This window comes from Lutibacter flavus (assembly GCF_900188355.1).
Lineage (GTDB): Bacteria > Bacteroidota > Bacteroidia > Flavobacteriales > Flavobacteriaceae > Lutibacter > Lutibacter flavus.
In genome coordinates this window covers 25368-48065 of the sequence record NZ_FZNX01000004.1, presented here as the reverse complement: position 1 = coordinate 48065, position 22698 = coordinate 25368, and the positions used below count along the sequence as shown (strand labels likewise).

Genomic DNA, 22698 nt, shown 5'->3' with positions numbered 1-22698 from the left:
AATTAAATGTCGTTACACAATATCCGGTTAGAAGTGATGCTAACCTTAGAAAAGAATATTGATACTTTTGTAGAAAAATTCTTAATAACTCCTGAAAAAATTTGGCAACCTACCGATTTTCTTCCAAATTCTCAAAGTGATTCATTTATTGAAGAGGTGAAAGAAATTAGAGAATTATCTAAAGAATTAGATGATGATTTTTGGACAGTATTAGTTGGAGATACCATTACTGAAGAAGCGCTACCAACTTACGAATCCTGGTTATTAGACGTTGAAGGAATTTCACAACATTCCAAAGACGGTGGAGACAATGGCTGGGCAAAATGGATTAGATCTTGGACTGGAGAAGAAAATAGACATGGTGATGTGTTAAACAAATACATGTATCTTTCTGGCAGAGTTAATATGCGTGAAGTTGAAATAACAACACAACATTTAATAAGTGATGGGTTTGATATTGGTACTGCTCGTGATCCTTATAAAAACTTTGTTTACACCAGTTTTCAAGAATTAGCTACTTATGTTTCCCATAATAATGTTGCAAAAATTGCACGTAAAAACGGACATAAATTATTAGCTAAAATGTCTAAAATTATTGCTGGTGATGAAATGCGTCACCATTTAGCATATACCGAATTTGTTCGTCAAATTTTTCAACACGATCCAAGTGAAATGATGTTGGCTTTTCAACATATGATGAAACACAAAATTGTAATGCCTGCATTGTATTTAAGACATTCACATGAAGAAAAAGGAACACTGTTCGATCAGTTTTCAGCAGTTGCACAACGTGCTGGTGTTTATACTGGTTTTGACTATGTTGATATAATTAAAAAATTAAATGCTGCCTGGGAAATTGATAAAATTACTGGTTTAACTGCTGAAGCAGAAAAAGCCAGAGATTATTTAATGAAATTACCTGAAAGAATGTATCGTATTACAGAGCGAATTGTAATTCCTGATACTAAATATAATTTTAAATGGTTAAATCCATTAACTTAAAAGTTTAATGATTGTCAAACTGAGCTTGTGGAAGTTTCAAATATTTCGACAAGCTTAATTTGACTTTCTATTATAAATTTATTGTCATTTTATTTTAAAAGTATCTTTATCGCTTAAAAAGTTTAATTTATTTCTTGTTTCAGAAATATGATTCTTTTCTAAAATAGCAATTATAGTCTCTTCCTTATTTGGTATAGCTTTTACTACTTCTTCACCTAAACAATTATAAATAGCACAATGCCCAGGATATTCTAAATTATTTTCATCTTTCCCTACTCTATTCACACCAATTGTATAGCACATATTTTCTATTGAACGTGCTTTTAATAAAGTGTCCCAAGCTGAGATTCTTGGTTTTGGCCAATTGGCAACATACATTAGTAAATCGTACTCTTCAACATTTCGTGCCCAAACAGGAAAACGTAAATCGTAGCAAACTAACGGACATATTTTCCATCCTTTATATTCAATTATCTTTTTCACTTCTCCTTGCGTATATACCGTATGTTCTCCTGCCAACGTAAATAAATGCCGCTTGTTATAATATTCAATTTTTCCACACGGATGAATAAATAAAAACCGATTGTAATACTTATTATTTTCTGAAATAATTACACTTCCAGCAATTGCAGTATTTTTTTTTGAAGCTATTTTTTGCATCCACTCAACTGTATCACCAATCATATATTCAGCAATCTTTTGAGGCTGCATACTAAATCCAGTGGTAAACATTTCTGGTAAAACAATTAAATCAACTGGTTCAGATATTGCATTAATTTTTTTTGAAAAATTGATCCGATTTTGTTCAGCATTTTGCCAAATTAAATCCGCTTGAATTAGAGCTATTTTTAAATGTTGCATAATATTTCTGCTGCTTTGTTAATGGTTTCATCTTTTTTTGCAAAACAAAAACGCAAAACTTTAGTATCTAATTTATTTTCATTAAACACAGATATTGGTATTGCAGCTATTTTGTTCTCTTTTGTTAATCTAATTGCAAAATCAAAGTCATTTTCATCTGTAATATTTTTAAAGTTTAACAACTGAAAATAAGTTCCTTTAGAAGGAGTAAATTCAAAACGTGAATCTTTTATTAAACTTAAAAACAAATCTCTTTTTTGTTGATAAAATGCACCCAATTCTAAATAATTATTTGGCGTTTTTAAATATTCTGCCAAAGCAACTTGTGTTGGATGATTTACACTAAACACATTAAATTGATGCACTTTTCTAAATTCAGCCATTAAATTTTTGGGTGCTAAACAATACCCTACTTTCCAACCTGTATTATGAAATGTTTTTCCAAATGAAGCCGTAATAAAAGCTCTCTCTGCTAATGCAGGAAATAAAGCTGCAGTTTGGTGTATTTCTCCATCAAAAATAATATGTTCATAAACCTCATCGCTTAACAATAAAATATTGGTGTCCTTTAATATATTTTCTAATTGCAGCATATCTATTGCCGATAATATTTTCCCTGAAGGATTATGAGGTGTGTTAATTATAATCATTCTAGTCTTGCTAGAAATCAAGCTTCTAACCAACTCCCAATCAATATTAAAATCTTCTGGATTTAATTGAACTGCAATTGCTTTCCCTCCAAAAAGTTCAATTGTTGGTTCATAACAATCATAAGCTGGCTTAAAAATTAGAACTTCATCATCTTTTTTAATAGTGGCAGCTATTGCAGTAAAAATTGCCTGAGTCGCACCAGCAGTAATAGTAATTTCAGATTCCGGATTATAAGAAACACCATATAAATTTTCCATTTTTTTTGAAATCTCTCTTCGCAAACTAAAAATTCCAGGCATTGGTGCATATTGATTTTTTCCAGTTAACATTGCTTTATTCACTAATTGAATTAGCTTTTTATCACTATCAAAATCAGGAAAACCTTGTGATAAGTTAATCGCTTTTTGCTCGTTCGCTAAAGTACTCATAATAGAAAATATGGAAGTTGGAACTGCTGGTAATTTTGATTGGATTTTAGACCGATATGTAGGCATCTCTATTTTGAAATTAGGTTTTAAATTTACTAAAACTTAACTTCATAAAATAAAAAAACCTGTTTCATTTCTGAAACAGGTTTTTTGTTTATAATAATATTGATACTAATTAGCTCTTTTATATTTAAAAGAGAATACATTATTAGTATTTAATTTCATTCTCACTATATTTTTGTTATTATCAAAATTATATTCAAAATTTTCAAAATCAGAATTACCAAATGAAGTTGTTGGAACGCCATTATTACCAAATTTAATATTAAAAGCGTGTGATAGTATAAGATCAAGATCCCCAAAAGTATTTACATAAACTGGAAAAGGAAAATGATTAGATATAGTATACTTATTAAATGTAATGGTCTTTGGGGTGATACTACCAATCTTCTCATAGATTTCAACCAACTGATTTTCATTATTGTAGGTGAAATTAAAAGTATTTGGATTTGAAATACTATACCAAACTTCTTTTAAAGTTATCATATTATCGTTATTATAGTAAAAAACAATTTGATAAGGTTGGTCCCATCCTTTTACTGTTATCTTTCCGTTTTCTTTAGTAACTTCTAACTCATGAAATGAACCATCCGCCCCTTCATTTCTAATTGAAGTTAGCTCATTTAAATCATTATATTTAAATAATGTCCTACTAATATCACTTACATTATATTTTGTAAACTTTTAATTAAAAACAATCTATCCTCTGAATCATATTCAATTTCACTAACATAAGTGATATCATCTGTAACTCCGTCGTGATGATTAATTTCAGCAATTAAATATTTAGTTTGTATTAAATCCTCATTATTTTTTGAGCATGAAAAAAATAGCAATATTAAGAATAAACTAAAACAAAATTTTAATCTTTTCATAGTCTATATTATTTTTCTACATATTTAAATCTATAACCTCCATCATATTCTGTAATATTGTCAACATCACTGAAGGTTTTCAATTCACTAACATTACCATTGTTATCAACGTCATATTCAAAATAACCATAATCCCAAGTTGATGGTTTTCCAAGACCATTAAATTTTAAATTAAAAGCGTACATTATTATAAAATCTTCAGTTGGAAATACATAATGAAATTGAAAAGGCTTACTCTTATCAAAATCCATAAATAGCCTAGTATACATTACTTCTCCATCTACACCACTTTCAACTTTAGCCAATTGATCCTCATTATTAAGTAAATAATTACTGAAATTTGTATTAAATCCTATAAAAACATCTTCAGTTTTAGTGATGAAACCATCCAAATCATAATAATAGTTTTTAATATCAGCGCCAAAATTATATAGTGAAACCTTTCCTTCTTCGTGAGTTATTAAATACTCATCTTGATGCTGTGCAGTATTTTTAACTACTTTAATTCTTTCAAGCATTCCATTTGAATCATAAATTAACCTGTTTTCAATTTTATAATAAGTATCTCGAGGATTATATTGAGTTACACTTATAAGTTTTTGATTTTCATCATATTCATAATCCCAAGTATTGTCAACACCATCAAAATCGATTTGGGTATGATCTATAGATGATACTTGAGTAATTAAATACTCCTTTTTGTTTTCGGTACTTTCTGTTCCTTCATTATCAGAACAAGAGAATAAAATACTAACAATAAATAAAATAGGAATTCTTAAATAATAATTTTTCATAGCTTTTTAAATTTTTTATAAAATTATCAATTCTATACCAATAAAAAAGCCTATTTCTTATTTGAAATAGGCTTTTTTATTGAATTTATATTAAGTCTAAATAATACTAGCCTTTAAATATTCACGATTCATACGTGCAATGTTTTCTAATGAAATTCCTTTAGGACATTCTACTTCACAAGCTCCAGTATTTGTACAGTTACCAAAACCTTCTTCATCCATTTGTTTCACCATATTTCTAACACGGTCTGCAGCTTCAACCTTACCTTGTGGTAATAACGCAAACTGAGATACTTTTGCAGAAACAAATAACATTGCTGAAGAGTTTTTACAACTAGCAACACAAGCTCCACAACCAATACAAGCAGCAGCATCCATCGATAAATCTGCATTCAATTTTGAAATAGGAATTGCATTTGCATCTTGTGTATTACCTGAAGTGTTTACAGAAATGTAACCACCTGCTTGTTGAATACGCTCAAAAGCCATTCTATCCACAATTAAATCCTTAATTACAGGAAATGCTTTAGCTCTCCATGGTTCAATATAAATAGTATCACCATCTTTAAAAGTACGCATATGCAACTGACAAGTAGTAATACCTCTATCTGGTCCGTGAGGTTCACCATTAATATGTAATGAACACATACCACAAATACCTTCTCTACAATCGTGATCAAAAGCAATTGGCACTTCATTGTTAGCAACTAAACTTTCGTTTAATATGTCCATCATTTCTAAGAAAGACATGTGCTCTGAAATATCAGTTACTTTATATTCGACCATTTGACCTTTATCTTGTGGCCCTTTTTGTCTCCAAATTTTTAACGTTAAATTCATAATCTTTCTTATTTGTATGAACGAGTTTTTAATTCGATATCTTTAAATTCTAATTCTTCTTTATGTAAAATTGCTTCACTTGGTTTACCAGTGTATTCCCAAGCTGCTACATACGCGTAATTTTTATCATCACGCAATGCTTCTCCATCTTCAGTAACATACTCTTCACGGAAATGACCTCCACAAGATTCGTTTCTGTTTAAAGCATCTTTTGCAAACAATTCACCTAACTCTAAGAAATCAGCAACTCTTCCAGCTTTTTCTAATTCAACATTCATTTCATTTAAATCCCCAGGAACTTTTACGTTTTTCCAGAAATCTTCACGAATATCTTGAATTTCTTTGATAGCTTCTTTTAAGTGCTTCTCATTACGAGCCATTCCTACTTTATTCCACATAACTAAACCTAGCTTTTTATGGAAATAATCTACAGAATGTGTTCCTTTATTATTGATAAAGAATTCTAATTTTTCTTTAATTTCTTTTTCAGCTTCATCAAACTCTTTAGTGTCTGTTGGAATTTTACCTGTTCTAATATCATGAGATAAATAAGCTCCAATAGTATACGGCAATACAAAATAACCATCAGCCAAACCTTGCATTAATGCAGAAGCTCCTAAACGGTTCGCACCGTGATCAGAGAAGTTAGCTTCACCAATACAATATAAACCATCAACAGTTGTCATTAAGTTATAATCAACCCAAACACCACCCATTGTGTAGTGCGTTGCAGGATAAATCATCATAGGTGTTTTGTATGGATTCTCAGCGATGATTTTCTCATACATTTGGAATAAGTTTCCGTATTTAGCTTCAATAACAGCTTCACCTAATTCAGTAATAACTTCTTTAGAAGCATTATCAATTCCTTTAATTTTTGCTTGCTCTGAACCATAACGGTTTATTGCAGAAGCAAAATCTAAATATACAGCTTCACCTGTTGCGTTTACACCAAAACCAGCATCACAACGTTCTTTTGCAGCTCTTGATGCAACATCACGTGGTACTAAGTTACCATAAGCAGGGTATCTTCTTTCTAAATAGTAATCTCTATTTTCTTCAGCAATTTCAGTTGGCTTTAATTTACCTTCTTGAATTGCCTTAGCATCTTCCATTTTTGCAGGTACCCAAATTCTACCATCATTACGTAATGATTCAGACATTAACGTTAATTTAGATTGGTAATCTCCTGAACGTGGAATACACGTTGGGTGAATTTGTGTCATACAAGGATTAGCAAAGAATGCTCCTTTTTTATGAATTTTCCAGGCTGCAGTTGCATTAGATCCCATTGCGTTTGTAGATAAGAAATATACATTTCCGTAACCACCAGTTGCAATAACTACTGCATGCGCTGAATGGCGCTCAATTTCACCAGTAATTAAATCACGTGCAATAATACCTCTTGCTTTACCATCAATTTTTACAACGTCTAACATTTCGTGACGATTGAACATTTCAATCTTTCCACGAGCAATTTGACGGTTCATTGCAGAATAACATCCTAATAATAATTGTTGTCCTGTTTGTCCTTTCGCGTAAAAAGTACGAGATACTAAAACACCGCCAAACGAACGGTTATCCAATAATCCACCATAATCACGTGCAAAAGGAACCCCTTGCGCCACACATTGATCAATAATAGCTCCAGACACCTCAGCTAAACGGAATACGTTTGCTTCACGTGAACGGTAATCTCCACCTTTTACTGTATCGTAAAATAAACGATAGTTAGAATCACCATCGTTTTGATAATTTTTTGATGCGTTAATCCCTCCTTGTGCTGCAATTGAATGCGCTCTACGTGGAGAATCTTGATAAGCAAATGCTTTTACGTTATATCCTAATTCTGCTAACGATGCCGCTGCAGAACCTCCTGCTAAACCAGTTCCTACAACAATAATATCAATATTACGTTTGTTCGCTGGATTTACAAGATCTACGTTTTCTTTATAAACTGTCCATTTATCTTTAATTGGACCTTGAGGTACTTTTGAATTTAAAGTAGTCATATTCTTCTAAGATTAATGGTTAAAATGGTGACACAATGCAATAATGATAAATCCTAGAGGAATTACTATTGAATAAATAGTTCCTAAATTTTTCACGCATTTTGTGTATTTATTGTTAAAACCCATTGATTGAAATGCTGATTGAAAACCATGTGCCAAATGCAAGCCTAAGAAAATAAATGCTACTACATATGCACCAACTCTTAACGGATTTACAAATTTGTGTTGTAGTTCTTCGAAATAACGATAACCTTCTTCTCCAGGTAAAACACCACTCATATCACCTAAGATATATTTAGTGTTAATTTCTGGAATCCAAAAATCGATAAAGTGCAATACAATAAATGCTAAAATAGCAGCACCGCTGTAAACCATGTTTCTTGATATCCAAGAAGCACTTGCAGCACCATTAAATTTCGCATATTTTACATTTCTTGCTCTTTTATTCCTTAGTTCCAAAACAAATCCCATTACAAAATGAAATACAACTCCAAATATTAATACAGGTTGCATAGCAAACTGAATTAAAGGATTTGTACCCATAAAATGTGACATTTCATTAAAAACGTCCTCACTAAATAATGAAGTTAAATTAACCGCTAAATGAATAACTAAGAAAATGATAAGGAAAAGTGCTGACAAAGCCATAGCTACTTTCCTTGCAATTGATGATGATAAAACGCTCATTTTTTATTCTTTTTTTAAAGAAGCAAATATAACATTTTCATTTTTTGTATTAAAAGATAAATTGACCTTATTGTTTATTTAGAATGATTATAAAAAGAAATTCTTTGATAAGCTATTCTAAAAAATTATAAATTAGTAGATTCTAAAATTCTCAAACAATCAATCATGAAAAAATTATCACTATTATTTTTAGTGTTTTCAATTTCACTTTCATCTCAACAAATTGATTTCGAAAAATTAAAAAATATAAAAACCAGATCTATTGGTCCAGCTGGAATGAGCGGAAGGGTTACTGCTATTGATGTAGTTAATAAAAGTCCCGAAATAATTTATGCCGGAACAGCTTCCGGAGGCTTGTGGAAATCTGAAAGTGGTGGTGTTGATTGGACTCCTATTTTTGATAAACAAAATAATCTCTCAATTGGTGCCGTTGCAATTCAACAGAGTAATTCCGATGTTGTTTGGGCGGGAACTGGCGAAGGAAATCCTCGAAATAGTTTAACAGGAGGTTATGGACTTTATAAAAGCTTGGATGCTGGTAAGACCTGGAAGTCCGTAGGATTAGAAAAAACCAGAAATATTCATAGAATAATTATTGATAAAGACAATCCAAATACAGTTTATGTTGGCGCAATTGGATCTCCTTGGGGCGAACATCCGGAGCGTGGTGTTTTTAAAACAACTGATGGCGGTAAAACCTGGAGCAACTCTTTATTTGTAAATAACAAAACTGGTTGTGCAGATTTAGTAGTTGACCCAACTAACCCAAATAAACTAATTGCTTCTATGTGGGAACATAGACGCAAACCTTGGACTTTTAACTCTGGTGGAGAAGGCTCTGGGATTTACATTACTTATGATGGTGGTGATAATTGGAAAAAATTAAGTGATAAAGATGGTTTGCCAAAAGGAAATTTAGGTAGAATCGGACTAGCAATTGCACCAAGTAATCCAAAATTTATTTATGCATTAGTAGAAGCTAAAAAAAATGCACTTTATAAATCTGAAGATGGCGGGATTAAATGGAAAATGATAAATGACAAATCAAGTGGAAGAGGCTCTGGAGGAATTGGAAACAGACCTTTTTATTATTCAGACATTCATGTAGATTCAAAAAACGAAAACCGAATTTATTCAGTATTTACCTATATAAATGTAAGTGACGATGGCGGAAAATCCTTTACTCAATTAATGCCTGCTTATGGAACATCTGTTGGGGTCCACCCAGATCATCACGCCTGGTGGATTCATCCTGAAGATCCAAATTATATGATTGACGGAAACGATGGTGGTTTAAATATTACACGTGATAAAGGTAAAACTTGGCGTTTTGCTGAAAATATCCCTGTCGCTCAATTTTACCATATTAGTGTTGATAATGAATTTCCATATAATGTTTATGGCGGATTACAAGATAACGGCTCTTGGGTTGGACCAGCATACGTATTAAAAGATCAAGGAATACGTAATTCCTATTGGCAAGAATTAATGTTTGGGGATGGTTTTGATGTAGTTCCAGATCCAAAAGATGCAAGATTTGGTTATGCAATGTCTCAACAAGGTAATGTTGGAAGATATGATAGAGTTACTGGAAATGCAAAAGGAATTAGACCTACACATCCAGATGCTGATGTAAAACTAAGATTCAATTGGAATTCTGCTATTTCAATGAATCCTATTGATAATGAGACTATTTATTTTGGAAGTCAGTTTGTACACAAGTCAATAGACAAAGGACATATCTGGGAAATTATCTCACCGGATTTAACAACAAATAACCCGGATAAGCAGAAACAACATGAAAGTGGCGGAATTACTATGGATGCTACAGGTGCAGAAAATCATTGTACAATTTTAGCCATTGAACCAAGTACATTTGATGAAAACTTAATTTGGGCTGGTACAGATGATGGAAATATTCAATTAACTCAAGATGGCGGAAAAACTTGGGAAAATGTTTCAAAAAACATTAAAGGAATGCCAGAAGGAAGTTGGGTTGCGCAAATTAGAGCTTCAAAATTTAACAAAGGAGAAGCTTATGTAGTTGTTAATAATTACCGTCAATTCGATTTTAATCCTTATTTATACAGAACACGTGATTTTGGTAAAACCTGGGTAAATTTATTAGAAGGGAAAGATGAAACTTTTGGATACGCCCTTTCCGTAATTCAAGATCTAGAAGAAACTAATTTGTTGTTTTTAGGTACCGAATACGGATTGCATATTAGTATTGATGAAGGTAAAACCTGGACAAAATGGAATAATAGTTTTCCAAATGTTTCTACAATGGATTTAGCAATTCATCCTCGTGAGCACGATTTAATAATTGGTACTTTTGGTAGAGCAGTTTATATTTTGGATGATATTAGACCACTTAGAGCACTCGCAAAAGAAGGAAAAGAAGTATTGGACAAAACTTTGTATTTATTTACTCCTCCTGCTGCATTTCTAACTCAAACACAACAACCATCAGGAACCAGGTTTGGAGCTAATGCCATTTATAATGGTGAAAATAGAGCTCAAGGTGCAATGATAACGTATAGCATTAACAATCCTGAACATAAAAAAGAAACTAAAACTGCTTCAAAAAAAGAAAAAAAATCGAAAAAAGCAGCAAAAACTGTTGAAGCAAAATCAGAAAAACCTGCTGTAAAATATGATTCAATTATTTTTCAAGTCTTTAATGATAAAAATGAATTAATTCGTACAATAAAAAGAAAAGCTCCTGAAGAAAATGGCGTTCACAGAATGTATTGGTATTTAGGTGAAAAAGGAAAACAAAGACCATCTAGAAGAAAAGCACGTGAAAATGCTCAAGAAAGAAGAGGGGTTACAGTTTTACCTGGTTCATATAAAATTAAACTTCATTACGGAAATCAAACAGCGGAAGAAAAAATAGAAGTTGCTTACGATCCAAGAGTTGAAATGCCTTTTGAAGTTTTAAAAAATCAATATGATATGCTAAAACAACTTGAAGATAAAATGGATGTTGCAGGAAAAGCAACCCAAAGGTTATTAGCTTCAAAAGAAATTGTTTCAGACTACCAAAAAAGGATTAAAGCTCAAAAGAATAAAGAAAAATACAAGGACATACTTAAATCTCATACAGAAGTTTTAAAGAGAATAGATGGTTTACTTGACGAAATGCTTGGCAAAGAAGATAAACGCCAAGGAATTACTGCAACAGAATTCCCTAGTAATGTTTCTTATTTATATTCAGCAAGCAGATATATTAGATCTTTATTACAAAATCCTGGCACAACTGAAACAACCTTAATGAAAAATGCAGATGAAAAAGTAGGTGCTGTAATTTCAAAAATTAACGAATTCTATAAAACAGATTGGGTAAATTATAAAACATCAGTTGAAAAATTATCACTTTCTCCTTTTGAAGAATTAGAAGAATTGAAATATTAAAAAGTTGGTTTCATATATTTAAATCATATTCAGCTTGTCGAAGTTTATTTTCTTTTAATAATGATATTTCGACAAGCTGAATATGACAAAAATGTTTACAATTTAATTTTGGAGTAAATAATGCTTGTAATTTGAATAAACCAAACATTTTTTATTTTTCCATTTATTTAACTCTTGAATAGAGATTTGTTCATTATTACAAGTTAAATAATTTCCCTTTGTATCTTTTTTTATAACTTTTAAATCCCCTTTTTTAATGGCATTTATTATTTTATAAATAAGTCCAACATTAGATCTAGTATCGTTTTTTACTGAAAAAGTTAAACCAATTTTATTATTATATAAATCCATTTTTTTTGATGCATAGTCTGGATAAGTCCCATCTTCAAAATGCCCTTTCTTAAATGATTTATAATTATCTCTTTCATGAGCTTTACCCAAATTACGGGCAGCGTTTCTACCAATTTCCTGATGTAATTTAGCCATCCAATATGCGTGTCTAAAAGCATCTACTTGTCCTCCAGAACCATCTTTATCTAACAAATTGGTTTCAGCAATTGAATCAGTTATTTTTATTGCTTCTTTTGAAATTAACAATGCTTTTTTAGCTTTAAACGGATGTAATAAAACCCATGTTTTTATTGGACAAGACTCTTTCCTAAATCGTTCCCAATTTGTTTGTGCGAATAATTGATTATAAAAAATTAAGAGTAAAAGAATTATTAGATGCTTTTTCATTTTTCTATTTCACTTCAAATGGTTTTTTAACATCCCCAATTTTTATAAAATAGCTTCCTTTAGGCAAGTAAAAAACACCGTTTTGAGCTTCTTTAATCTCAATATTTTTCTTATCAAAATAACTTTTTAAACTTTTTTTGGTTACAGTTATATCGTTTTTAAACTCATTAAACCCCTTAGTTGCTTCAACCGAAAAACTATTAAGTTTAGAATTGTCTTCTGCTAAAACATCAACTTTATAATTACCTGGATTTGAAACATAATAAGAAATTGTTTGGCTTGGCTCATTTGGTTTAGACCATTTGCTCCAGCCACTTCCCCATCTTGGTGAAAATCTGATTGAAGGGATTTCAAAAATTGCAACAGCATCATTTTTAACTTTATTAAATTCCTGTAATGGAGCAATGTTTGCCTTATATATAGAACGGCCATGAGTACCGACAACCAAATCTTTCGCTTCCGATTGAATAACTAAATCGTGAACAGCAACTTTTGGAATTCCATTTGAAAATAACTGCCAGTTTTCACCTTTATCAAAAGAAACATATAACTCGTTATCTGTTCCTAAATATAAAACATTCTCATCTGCAGGATCTTCTTTAATTACGTTTACAGCATAATTAGGTAGCTGATTTCCAATGCTTTTCCAATTGGCACCTTTGTCTTCACTTAAAAAAACATAAGGCTTAAAATTATCATCTCTATAACCGTTTAAAGTAACATAAACTCTGTCTTTTTCATGCTGAGAAGCAATTATTCTAGAAACCCAAAGCCCTTGAGGTAAATCATTTGAAATTCTATTCCAAGTAGCACCACTATTTTCGGTAATATTTATATATCCATCATCACTTCCAACATAAATAAAACCAAATTGAAAAGGACTTTCAGAAATTGTTGTTAAGGTTCCATAGGGTACATTTCCTTTTTTACCTCCTGTTGTTAAATCATTTGAAATAACGTCAAAAGTTACTCCTTTATCCATTGAACGCAATAATTTATTGGCGCCCATATATAAAATATCTTGATTATGAGAAGATAACAATATTGGTGTTTGCCAATTATAACGGTATGGTGAATCACCTAATTCGTGTTTTGGATGAATCCTTAAATAATCATCTGTTTTTAAATTAACACGATAATAATATCCAAATTGAGAACCCGAATACACTATATTATTGTCTCTGCTATCAATTTGAACCTGCATTCCATCACCTCCACCAATACTTTTATATGGATATTCTCCGCTGCTTTCCCAACGTTTTGAAGCAACGTAATTACTTGGGCCATACCAAACTCCATTATCTTGCAAACCCCCATAAACATTATATGGTTTTTGATTGTCTACATTTATATTGTAAAATTGACCAACAGCAGGAGAATTATTTTTGGTCCAATTTTCACCATCATCAAAAGTAATATTTAAACCACCGTCGTTTCCGTTAATCACATGACCTTCTAATTTGGAATTTACCCAAAGCGCCTGATGATCTGAATGCACATTTTCTTTTCCCATTGACGTAAATGTTTTTCCGCCATCATCCGATTTTAAAAGAGGAACTCCTCCAATATATATTTTATTTTCATTTGAAGTATTTACTGCAATAATTCCAAAATAATACCCATAAGAACTATAAACTCCATCTAAATAATCTTCGTGGGTTTTGCTCCAACTTTTTCCACCATCAACAGATTTATACACCTCAGCACCAATCACTTCAGAATTTAATAGCACAAAATTTGCATCTTCTAAATAAGTTGCCAAATCACTTGGAATTATCTTGTTTTTTATAATTGAGGTTTTTACCGATTTTGCTGAATGTTTTTTATCGAATCCATTATTTTTTAAATAGTCGTTAAGCATTTGATCATCTAATTTCAAAAAATCATCTTTATTCATTTTTCTGAAATCATCTTTACTTAGACCTTCTTCTTTCTTTTTTTCTTTTTCCGGCCGCATAAACTGATTGTCTAACAAAGCATAAATTGTGTTATCATTAAAAGTTGCTAACCCAATTCTACCAATACCATTTCCTGTTGGAAATCCACTTTTTTCAGTTGTAATTTTCTCCCATGTTGAACCCACATCTATACTTTTATAAATGGCTGAACCTTCTCCATTTCCAGTAAAATTCCAAGCTTTTCTATTTCTTTCCCACGAAGCAGCATACATTATTTTTGAATTTGTTGGTGAAACACTAACATCAATAATACCTGTGTTTTCATTAATAAATAAAGTATTACTCCAAGTTTTACCTCCATCAACGGTTTTAAAAATTCCGCGTTCCTCATTTGGCGTATATAAATGCCCTATAACTCCGACAACAACTTCGTTTGGATTATTTTTATTAATTATAATTCTACCGACATGCTGAGAATCTGTCAACCCAACATTTGTCCAATTTTTACCTTTATTGGTGCTTTTCAAAATTCCAATACCCGCATACGATGAACGAGAAGAATTGCTCTCTCCTGTTCCAACCCAAATAGTCTCGGTTTCCCAATGAACATCAATATCGCCTATATTTAAAGTTGGTGAATTATCTAACACTGGTATAAATGAAGTTCCGTTATTTGTTGTGTACCATAAGCCACCAGAAGCATATGCTACATAAAACTCATTTGAATTATTTGGGTTTACCGCCACATCAACAATTCTACCACTCATAATTGATGGGCCAATATTTGTAAAAGGTATGTTTTTAACTAAAGAATTTTGTGCATTTATATTTAAAGATAAAAACAGAAAACTTAATAAAAGTGCTAGGTTTTTCATTTCAAATGATTGTGTTAAGTGAAAAAAATTAATAAAATTAAAATAAGATTATCTCAAATTTAATAATAAAAATTAAAGGGAAAAACTAAACACTTTGAATTTTAAGAAACTTAAGGAGCCCCAATTATTTATTTGATTGGTGAAGCGCAAGAAATGGTGTGCTAGAATAATAATTTAAGTCTTCTATTTTTGGTCTAAATAAAATCTGCTCCAACAAATTAAGATTTTTTGCAGCCAATACGATAAGGTTAATCCCCATAGAATCTATGAAATACTCTAATGATTCTTCAAGATTTTTATTTGTCTCAGAATGAAAACTATGTTCCTCATCAATAAAATAATCATGTAATGTTTCTTTATTCCACTTTTGCTCTTTATTAAGTACTTCTTTCTTTTTACATAAATGCAAAAATTTAAGAGCAGAATCACAACAACTAACTTTGCTTATCAATTCCTCAAATAATTTAGCTTCATAAAAATTGGTGTAGTCCGTTGGAAAACCAATCTCTTCTAAACCATTAAACTTCGCTTTTTTTGGAACAACTAAAACAGAACATTTTACTTTAGTAATTACATCCTCAGATATGGAGTTTTTATTTAATTTTCCTTTTAATGACATATCATCAGCTCCAATTACAATTAAATCTATATCCTTATCTTTAACTTGTTTTCTAGTTGCTTCAATAATATTATCATCTTCAATAACTGGATAAAAATGATGTCCATTTTTTAGAGTTAAGGAATCAATTCTTTTAATTAATTTATCAAACTCTCTTTTTACATCTCGTTTATTTCTAACATGAACCAATTCTAATTGATTATAACCAGTTTCCTGAATTTCATTTTCATCTCTAATGCCTGCATTGAGAACAAAAAAATTACAACGCTCTTTTTGAAATAAACCAAGTGCGTATAAAATTGAATTCCAAGATTTCTCAGAAAAATCCGTTAAAATTAATATGTTTTTCATCCTATTTATTAATAGTACAAAAATATATAATGTAGTATTAATAATAAATGACATAAATCAGTGAAATGTTGTATTCACCAAGTTACTTTGAATAATTCTTTATAAAAAAGTTAATAAATAGACTCTAACCTTTCAATATCAACAATTCTAATATTTCTTCCTTCAATTTCAATTACTCCTTCTTTTTTTAAATCGGTTAAAGTCCGTATCAAACTTTCAGTTGCAATTCCTGCAACGCTTGCGAGATCACGACGAGAAATATTAATACTTGTTGAAGGTTTATGTCGCATCTTATTTGCAAATTTTAAAATGGTTTTAGCTGTTTTTCTTCGCATAGAGCCAAAGGCCATTTGTAATAATTGATCTTTTACTTCATACAAATGTTCATTAATTAAATGAAGAATATTTAAAGAAAGGTTGAAATTATTTTGCAATATTTCTTGTACAATCTTTTTTGGAACGACCATTACCTCAGCTTTTTCCATTGTAATTGCCGACTCATAATTTCTTGAATGATCAAAAATTGCTGAAAACCCAAATAAATCATCATCTTTATGAATGGTCATTATTAATTCTTTTCCAAATTCGTCAATTTTAACTCCTTTAACTTTTCCTTTATAAACTAGATAAACAAAATTTGAATTTTCATTTTCCTTATAAATAAATGCTCCCTTTTTATAAACTTTGGTCTCGCCAAAGTCACAAAAATAATTTTTAAGATCTTCTATGCTTTTAATATTTTCAAAAGAATTCTCATTTTCTTCAAAAGTTTCTTCAACAATCAATTCTTCATTTAAAAGTTCCGATTTGGCCAATCTACTTTCAATTGCACTTAACAATTGTTCCTCTTCAACTGGTTTGGTTAAATAATCATCTGCACCTAGGTCCATTCCCCTTCTTATGTCTTTTATTTCTGTTTTAGCCGACATAAAAATAAATGGAATTCTCTTAGTTTTCTCATCTTCGGATAATAATTTAAATACATCATATCCATCCATTTCCGGCATCATAATATCACAAATAATCAAGTCAGGAAGCATTATTCTAGCCTGTTCCGCACCTCTTTTACCATTAGCCGCAGTCACAACTTTATAATTTTCTAATTCTAAAATTTCTGCAGTTGTTTCTCTTAATATAATATCGTCTTCTATTAGTAATATTTTTTTCATTATTTATTATTTAAGGGTAATTTTACAGTAAAAGTTGTTCCTTCATTATGTATGCTTTTAAACATTACTGAGCCGCCCAAACTTTCTAAATGTGTTTTCACAATATTTAAACCTATTCCAGTCCCTTGGTTTGTTAAAGCATTTTCTGCTCTAAAATATCGATTAAAAATATGTTTTTGATCTTTTGGTGGAATTCCAATTCCTTGATCTTTTATCTCAAATACTATAATTTTTGGGCCTGGAGTAATTTTAAAATCGATTTGAGTATTTTCAGGCGAATATTTAATTGCGTTATTTAATATATTTGAAAGTACCAATTCCAAAATTTTTTCATCTTGATATAGATCAAGATTATCTATGTTTTTTGGATATATAATATATTGTCCATTTTTTAACATTAAGTTAGCATTGTAAATAACTTCATTTACCACTTTACTCAGTTTAAAACTGCTAAATTTATAGTTAACTTTTCCGGATTCTAACCTTTCTATAGATAAAAAATCATTTAAAATTCCATCTAAATAGTGTACTTTATTTTTAATTGTAAGTAAATGTTTCTCTCTTTTATCTTGCATTTCAGTCAGTTTGTATTTTCCAACTAAAATTGCTGCATTTAAAACTCCACTCAAAGGGGTTTTAAATTCATGGGACACTAATGATAAAAATTTAGTTTTTAATTCATTAAGCTCCTTTTCTTTTTTTAAGGCACTTATTAGCTTAGATTCAGCTTTTACCCTCTTGTTAATTTCATTTTGAAGGTTTGATACTGTTTTATTCAGCTCACTAGTTCTTTCAGATATTTTTCCTTCTAACAACTTATTTAACTCAATAATTTTATCTTCAGCCCCTTTTCGTACAGTAATATCAATAACAATAGACATTACATATTTTTTATTGTTTATTTCAAACGGATTTAACCCCACCTCTACCGGAAATTTGTCTCCATTTTTTTTTGCACCATATAATTCCCTTTTATGACCCATTTGCCTGGTTGTGGGGTCCTTATAATATTTTTTAAAATGACCACCATGAGTTGGATGATAATTAGGAGGAATCAATATTTGTAATTGCTGAGTTCTTAATTCATCTTTAGCATATCCAAACATTTTTTCAGCAGCTTTATTTGTTGCTACAATTGTTTGATTTCCATCAACAACAACAACACCTTCAGAAACTGCTTCAAATAGGACATTAAAAACAAATTCGTTTTCATGAAATAAATTAGGCAAAGGAATATTTTTTTAGTTTATAGTAATTTCGAAAATACTAAATTTTTATGAATTTCAATTTTTTAAATGAAAAATTAAAACAATTCAGCAGATTAAATTGTTAATAGTCTTTAAAAACCTTAATAAGTCTTTGTCATAGAAGTTGGAACAACAATAATAAAATCTGCTTTTAATTTATTCTCTTTATTAAATTTTTTAACATTTTCCTGTTCAACTACACTTACAGAAACAATTTTTAAATTGCTATCCCCTCGGTTAAGGTACCAATTTATACCTTCATAATCATCAGAATGGTATGAACCATTATAATGAATAAACAATTTATTATTTTCTCTGTTTTTTAAAATAAAGTAGCCCATTGTTGCATCTTTAATTGCCTGAGCCTTTGGCAAATTATCACCACCATGACCACCCATCATTTCTTTCATTTTTACATATCCCGGTAAAGTTGCATCATAACTTATTGGCAAAGGAGCCATCCAAGATTTTTCTTCATCAGAAAGTTCTTCTAGAACCTCAAAACCACCTTTAAAAACTAAACTGGCAAATCTTCTAGGTACATTTGTAGCAACAAATTTTATGTTTTTTGTTTTGGCAAAATCGACTAACGGCTTATAATCTGTTGAATAATTATTCCATAGTCTGGCAACAGTATCAAATGCTTTTTGATCTATCTCACCAACTAGATATGCATTTAATTGAGACTGGTTGTCTGCCTCAAACATTTCTGCACCCATTGTTAAACTTCTTTTTTTGCTTAAATCTTTTGTAGTTTCGTATTGCAACCAGTGAACAATTGGATTGTTATGATGTTCTCCAAATAAAACAATGTCAGCTTTATTCATTTTATCGATCATTTTATTATAAGAAACCTTACTCCCTTTTGCATTGTACAATCTATAAGCTTCTTTTTTCTGTGAATAAATTACAGTTGAAAACAAAATAACAAGCAGAAATACTATTAGTTTTTGCATAAAAAATATTGATTAAATACGGTTTGGTTATAAGCAAATTTATAACTTTGTTACTAAATATGACAATAAATTTTAAATTATGAAATACTTTCCAATTAACAATCAACTTTATATTAAAAATAGAGCAAAATTTACTGCTCAAATGAAATCTAAATCAATTGCTGTTTTTAATTCAAATGATACTTTTACAACTGGTGCTGATAGTACTATGCCATTTGAACAAAGTCGTGATTTATTTTATTTAAGTGGTGCTGATCAAGAAGAAAGTATTTTATTACTTTTCCCAGATGCTATTGATCCAAATCATAGAGAAATTTTATTTTTAACTGAAACAAATGAACATATTGCTATTTGGTATGGAGCAAAATATTCTAAAGATGAAGCCATTGAGGTTTCCGGAATAAAAACTGTTTATTGGTTGTCAGAATTTAAAAAAATATTTTATGATTTAATGACTGAGGCTGAAACTGTTTATTTTAATACTAATGAACATTACAGACAATCAGTTGAAATTGAAACAAGAGAAGATCGTTTTATTAAGAAATGCAAAAACGATTTTCCTGCGCACAAATGGGAAAAAAGCGGACAGATTTTACAACAAATTAGAGGCGTAAAAGAACCTGAAGAAATCGACCAAATTCAAACTGCTTGTAAAATTACTAACAAAGGTTTTAGACGAATTTTACCATTTGTAAAACCTGGAATTATGGAATTTGAAATAGAAGCTGAATTTATGCACGAATTCTTAAGAAATCGATCAAAAGGTTTTGCTTACACTCCAATTATTGCATCAGGTTATAGCGCTTGTGTTTTACATTATATTGAAAACAATAAAGAATGTAGAGATGGAGATATGCTTTTATTGGATGTTGGAGCTGAGTACGCAAATTACTCAAGTGATATGACCAGAACAATTCCAGTAAATGGTAGATTCACTGACAGACAAAAAGAAATTTATGAGGCTGTTTTAAGAGTTAAGAATGAAGCAACAAAAATGTTAGTTCCAGGAAATTATTGGGCTGGATATCACAAAGAAGTTGGTAAAATAATGACTTCTGAATTGTTAGGTTTGGGGTTAATTTCTAAAGCCGATGTGCAAAATGAAGACCCAAATTGGCCGGCATATAAAAAATATTTTATGCACGGAACATCACATCATTTAGGTTTAGATACTCATGATTATGGCGCATTAAAAATGCCAATGGAAGCAAATATGGTATTCACTGTTGAGCCTGGAATATACATTCCTGAAGAAAAAATGGGAATTAGAATTGAAGATGATGTTGTAATCCAAAAAACAGGAGAACCAATTAATTTAATGAAAAATATTCCTGTTGAAATTGAAGAAATTGAAGAATTGATGAATTCTTAGATCCTATAAAAAATTAAAAACTCGAATCAAATGATTCGAGTTTTTTGTTATTTCTAATTTTTATTATTTTACACTAAATGTTTCTCTTAATGAAACAGGCATACCTTCCTTTGTAAAACCCTCCAAACAAATTTCATAATCTCCTTTATTATCAGATGTGAAAAAGGTGATAGATTCTTCTTTTTTATTCAAATAAAAATTAGGTTGCCAGAGTAATTGATTTCTATAATCAGGTATGCGTGCAAATTTATCAGTATTATCATAAACTTGCTTAAAATAGCTTTTTGTTTGCAATGGCTTAAATAATTTAATCATTTTTAAATTGCTTACCGAATAACTATTTTCAAAATTTCCCTCAATGGTTTCAATGGAAATAACACCCTCAAATAATTGTGATCCATAACTATATTTTTCATTTACTACATTTATTTTTTTTACTTTCTTGGCATTAAAATCCAGAAGTTTTTCATGATCTTGAATTAATTGCCCATCTAATAAAACCAAAGGTAATAAACCCGAATCATAATTTTCTTTAGTCCCAATGACACCTAAAGTATTTTTTCCTTTTTTATGCTTTATATAAATAAAATCAACAATTTCAATAATTGTTTCTTTTATTGTTGGAAACCTTGTATAATCATCTAATAAGTATTCTTTAAAACTGGAGCCATAAAATGGAGGATCTGACTCAATTTCATCAATAACATCTTTTTTAACCCCTAAATATGCGTTTTCTATTTGATTATATATACTATGCTTTAAAATTAGCTCATGCTCCTCTTTTGAAATCCGAAATTTATTAAATTTAATATCTCCATAATTTATAGATTTTTGCTTATCAAGTATTATTTCTAAGTCTTTCCCTTCATTGGTTATAACCTGAATAATTGCATCAGAACCTTCATATTCCTCATCGAGATTAAAATAGAAAACTCCCTGATTATTTGTGTTTGAAATTTTAAAAATATAATCTTTTCCAGGAATTGAAAGCGCTACTTTTATATTTGAAGCCAATTTCTTTGAGTCAATGTAACCAACTTTTCCTGAAAGCAACTCTCCCCTTACTTCTGGTAAATAAATAGGATCTTTACTATTTGAAATTTCATTTTTTGAAAACGAAGAAGTATATGTGATACTTGTAAGTAAATTAGAATTTTTTATCTGACCTTTTTTTCGAACTGAAATTGAATAGTTTCCAAAAGGTTCTTCTTCGTTTAAAGTATTTATTTTCACAATAACTTTTTCTCTGTTCTTAAAGTCACTTTTTTCGAGTTTTAACTTAATTAAATCACTGCTGTTATAACTAATTTCATTTATAAGTTTATTCTTTGATTCACTTAATTTGTTGTTTTTAATAATGTCATTTAATTCATTCTTATAAATAATTTCATTTTGATTTTCATTAAATGGATTTATTATACTTATATCATTCATAAAAAAATTAATTTCATCTCCATTTCTCATCCATTGTGTATATGCAATTATTTTATAATTTCCCGATAAAACAGATGTTGGAATGAAAAAATCTCCCTGACCAAGCCCCGAATCTAATCTAACTTTGTGTTTAAAAATTAAGTCTCTATTACTGTTTATTAATTCTACATAGGCAATTTTACTTATATCACTTTGCTTACCAGTTTTTGCATTTAAACAGTAGATTTTATATAGTAAATGCTCACCCGTGAGTAAAAATGAAGAATTAATGTGAGCAAATAATTTTTCCTGAGGTATCTCATTATACATAGAGGAGTTCTCATTTTCTACTTTTACTTGCCCATATGACAAATGATTTTCACCAAGAAGTAAAATAAAAGCTATTAAAATAAATTTTTTCATCATATTTTGT

General features: G+C 30.1%; 18 protein-coding genes. 3 read left to right on the top strand and 15 right to left on the bottom strand.

The window, feature by feature from the left end; genetic code table 11:
* Nucleotides 1-6 precede the first annotated feature (6 nt).
* Complete coding sequence (locus CHB63_RS11405) at nucleotides 7-1002, top strand: acyl-ACP desaturase (protein ID WP_089378611.1); 996 nt, start codon at nucleotides 7-9, stop codon at nucleotides 1000-1002.
* 84 nt (nucleotides 1003-1086) lie between these two features.
* Here CHB63_RS11405 and CHB63_RS11400 read toward each other — a convergent pair whose 3' ends face one another.
* The 8 genes from CHB63_RS11400 to CHB63_RS11365 form a co-directional block, all read right to left on the bottom strand.
* Nucleotides 1087-1863 (bottom strand): amidohydrolase, encoded by a 777-nt coding sequence (locus CHB63_RS11400; RefSeq protein WP_089378610.1) that lies wholly within the window; start codon nucleotides 1861-1863, stop codon nucleotides 1087-1089.
* Nucleotides 1851-3008, bottom strand: coding sequence for a methionine aminotransferase (locus CHB63_RS11395; RefSeq protein ID WP_089378609.1), 1158 nt, complete (start codon nucleotides 3006-3008; stop codon nucleotides 1851-1853). The genes CHB63_RS11400 and CHB63_RS11395 overlap by 13 nt, the downstream gene beginning before the upstream one ends.
* 105 nt (nucleotides 3009-3113) lie before the next feature.
* The gene (locus CHB63_RS11390; protein ID WP_089378608.1) at nucleotides 3114-3488 is read right to left on the bottom strand and encodes a hypothetical protein; all 375 of its coding nucleotides are present in this window, start codon (nucleotides 3486-3488) and stop codon (nucleotides 3114-3116) included.
* Between the two features lie 176 nt (nucleotides 3489-3664).
* Nucleotides 3665-3877 (bottom strand): hypothetical protein, encoded by a 213-nt coding sequence (locus CHB63_RS11385; RefSeq protein ID WP_089378607.1) that lies wholly within the window; start codon nucleotides 3875-3877, stop codon nucleotides 3665-3667.
* Between the two features lie 8 nt (nucleotides 3878-3885).
* Nucleotides 3886-4671 carry a hypothetical protein gene (locus CHB63_RS11380; protein WP_089378606.1) on the bottom strand — a complete coding sequence of 262 codons (786 nt, stop codon included), beginning with the start codon at nucleotides 4669-4671 and terminating at the stop codon, nucleotides 3886-3888.
* A 96-nt stretch (nucleotides 4672-4767) separates the two neighbouring features.
* A complete protein-coding gene (locus CHB63_RS11375) occupies nucleotides 4768-5511 on the bottom strand; it encodes a succinate dehydrogenase/fumarate reductase iron-sulfur subunit (RefSeq protein ID WP_089378605.1) in 744 nt (247 codons plus the stop codon).
* A gap of 8 nt (nucleotides 5512-5519) precedes the next feature.
* On the bottom strand, nucleotides 5520-7523 hold the full coding sequence (locus CHB63_RS11370; RefSeq protein ID WP_089378604.1) for a fumarate reductase/succinate dehydrogenase flavoprotein subunit: 2004 nt from the start codon (nucleotides 7521-7523) through the stop codon (nucleotides 5520-5522).
* Nucleotides 7524-7535: 12 nt separating this feature from the next.
* A complete protein-coding gene (locus CHB63_RS11365; protein ID WP_089378603.1) occupies nucleotides 7536-8210 on the bottom strand; it encodes a succinate dehydrogenase cytochrome b subunit in 675 nt (224 codons plus the stop codon).
* A gap of 165 nt (nucleotides 8211-8375) precedes the next feature.
* Here CHB63_RS11365 and CHB63_RS11360 point away from each other — a divergent pair, with 165 nt between their 5' ends.
* Nucleotides 8376-11627, top strand: coding sequence for a WD40/YVTN/BNR-like repeat-containing protein (locus CHB63_RS11360; RefSeq protein ID WP_089378602.1), 3252 nt, complete (start codon nucleotides 8376-8378; stop codon nucleotides 11625-11627).
* Nucleotides 11628-11729: 102 nt separating this feature from the next.
* Here the strand turns inward: CHB63_RS11360 and CHB63_RS11355 are convergent, their stop codons facing one another.
* From CHB63_RS11355 to CHB63_RS11330, 6 genes are all read right to left on the bottom strand, one after another.
* The gene (locus CHB63_RS11355; RefSeq protein ID WP_089378601.1) at nucleotides 11730-12365 is read right to left on the bottom strand and encodes a DUF6973 domain-containing protein; all 636 of its coding nucleotides are present in this window, start codon (nucleotides 12363-12365) and stop codon (nucleotides 11730-11732) included.
* A gap of 4 nt (nucleotides 12366-12369) precedes the next feature.
* Nucleotides 12370-15138 (bottom strand): beta propeller repeat protein, encoded by a 2769-nt coding sequence (locus CHB63_RS11350; protein ID WP_089378600.1) that lies wholly within the window; start codon nucleotides 15136-15138, stop codon nucleotides 12370-12372.
* A gap of 124 nt (nucleotides 15139-15262) precedes the next feature.
* Nucleotides 15263-16108: a universal stress protein gene (locus tag CHB63_RS11345; RefSeq protein ID WP_176420349.1), complete on the bottom strand. Its 846-nt coding sequence runs from the start codon at nucleotides 16106-16108 to the stop codon at nucleotides 15263-15265.
* 110 nt (nucleotides 16109-16218) lie between these two features.
* Complete coding sequence (locus tag CHB63_RS11340; RefSeq protein ID WP_089378598.1) at nucleotides 16219-17277, bottom strand: response regulator; 1059 nt, start codon at nucleotides 17275-17277, stop codon at nucleotides 16219-16221.
* Nucleotides 17277-18506, bottom strand: a complete 1230-nt coding sequence (locus CHB63_RS11335; protein WP_089378597.1) for a PAS domain-containing sensor histidine kinase — start codon at nucleotides 18504-18506, stop codon at nucleotides 17277-17279. Before CHB63_RS11335 ends, CHB63_RS11340 begins: the two co-directional genes overlap by 1 nt.
* A 119-nt stretch (nucleotides 18507-18625) precedes the next feature.
* A complete protein-coding gene (locus CHB63_RS11330) occupies nucleotides 18626-19480 on the bottom strand; it encodes a ChaN family lipoprotein (RefSeq protein ID WP_089378596.1) in 855 nt (284 codons plus the stop codon).
* A gap of 79 nt (nucleotides 19481-19559) precedes the next feature.
* Between CHB63_RS11330 and CHB63_RS11325 the strand changes: the two genes are divergently transcribed.
* Nucleotides 19560-20852: an aminopeptidase P family protein gene (locus tag CHB63_RS11325; protein WP_089378595.1), complete on the top strand. Its 1293-nt coding sequence runs from the start codon at nucleotides 19560-19562 to the stop codon at nucleotides 20850-20852.
* 63 nt (nucleotides 20853-20915) lie between these two features.
* On the opposite strand, the gene CHB63_RS11320 is transcribed toward CHB63_RS11325, so the two are convergent.
* Nucleotides 20916-22688 (bottom strand): hypothetical protein, encoded by a 1773-nt coding sequence (locus CHB63_RS11320; RefSeq protein WP_089378594.1) that lies wholly within the window; start codon nucleotides 22686-22688, stop codon nucleotides 20916-20918.
* Nucleotides 22689-22698: the final 10 nt, after the last annotated feature.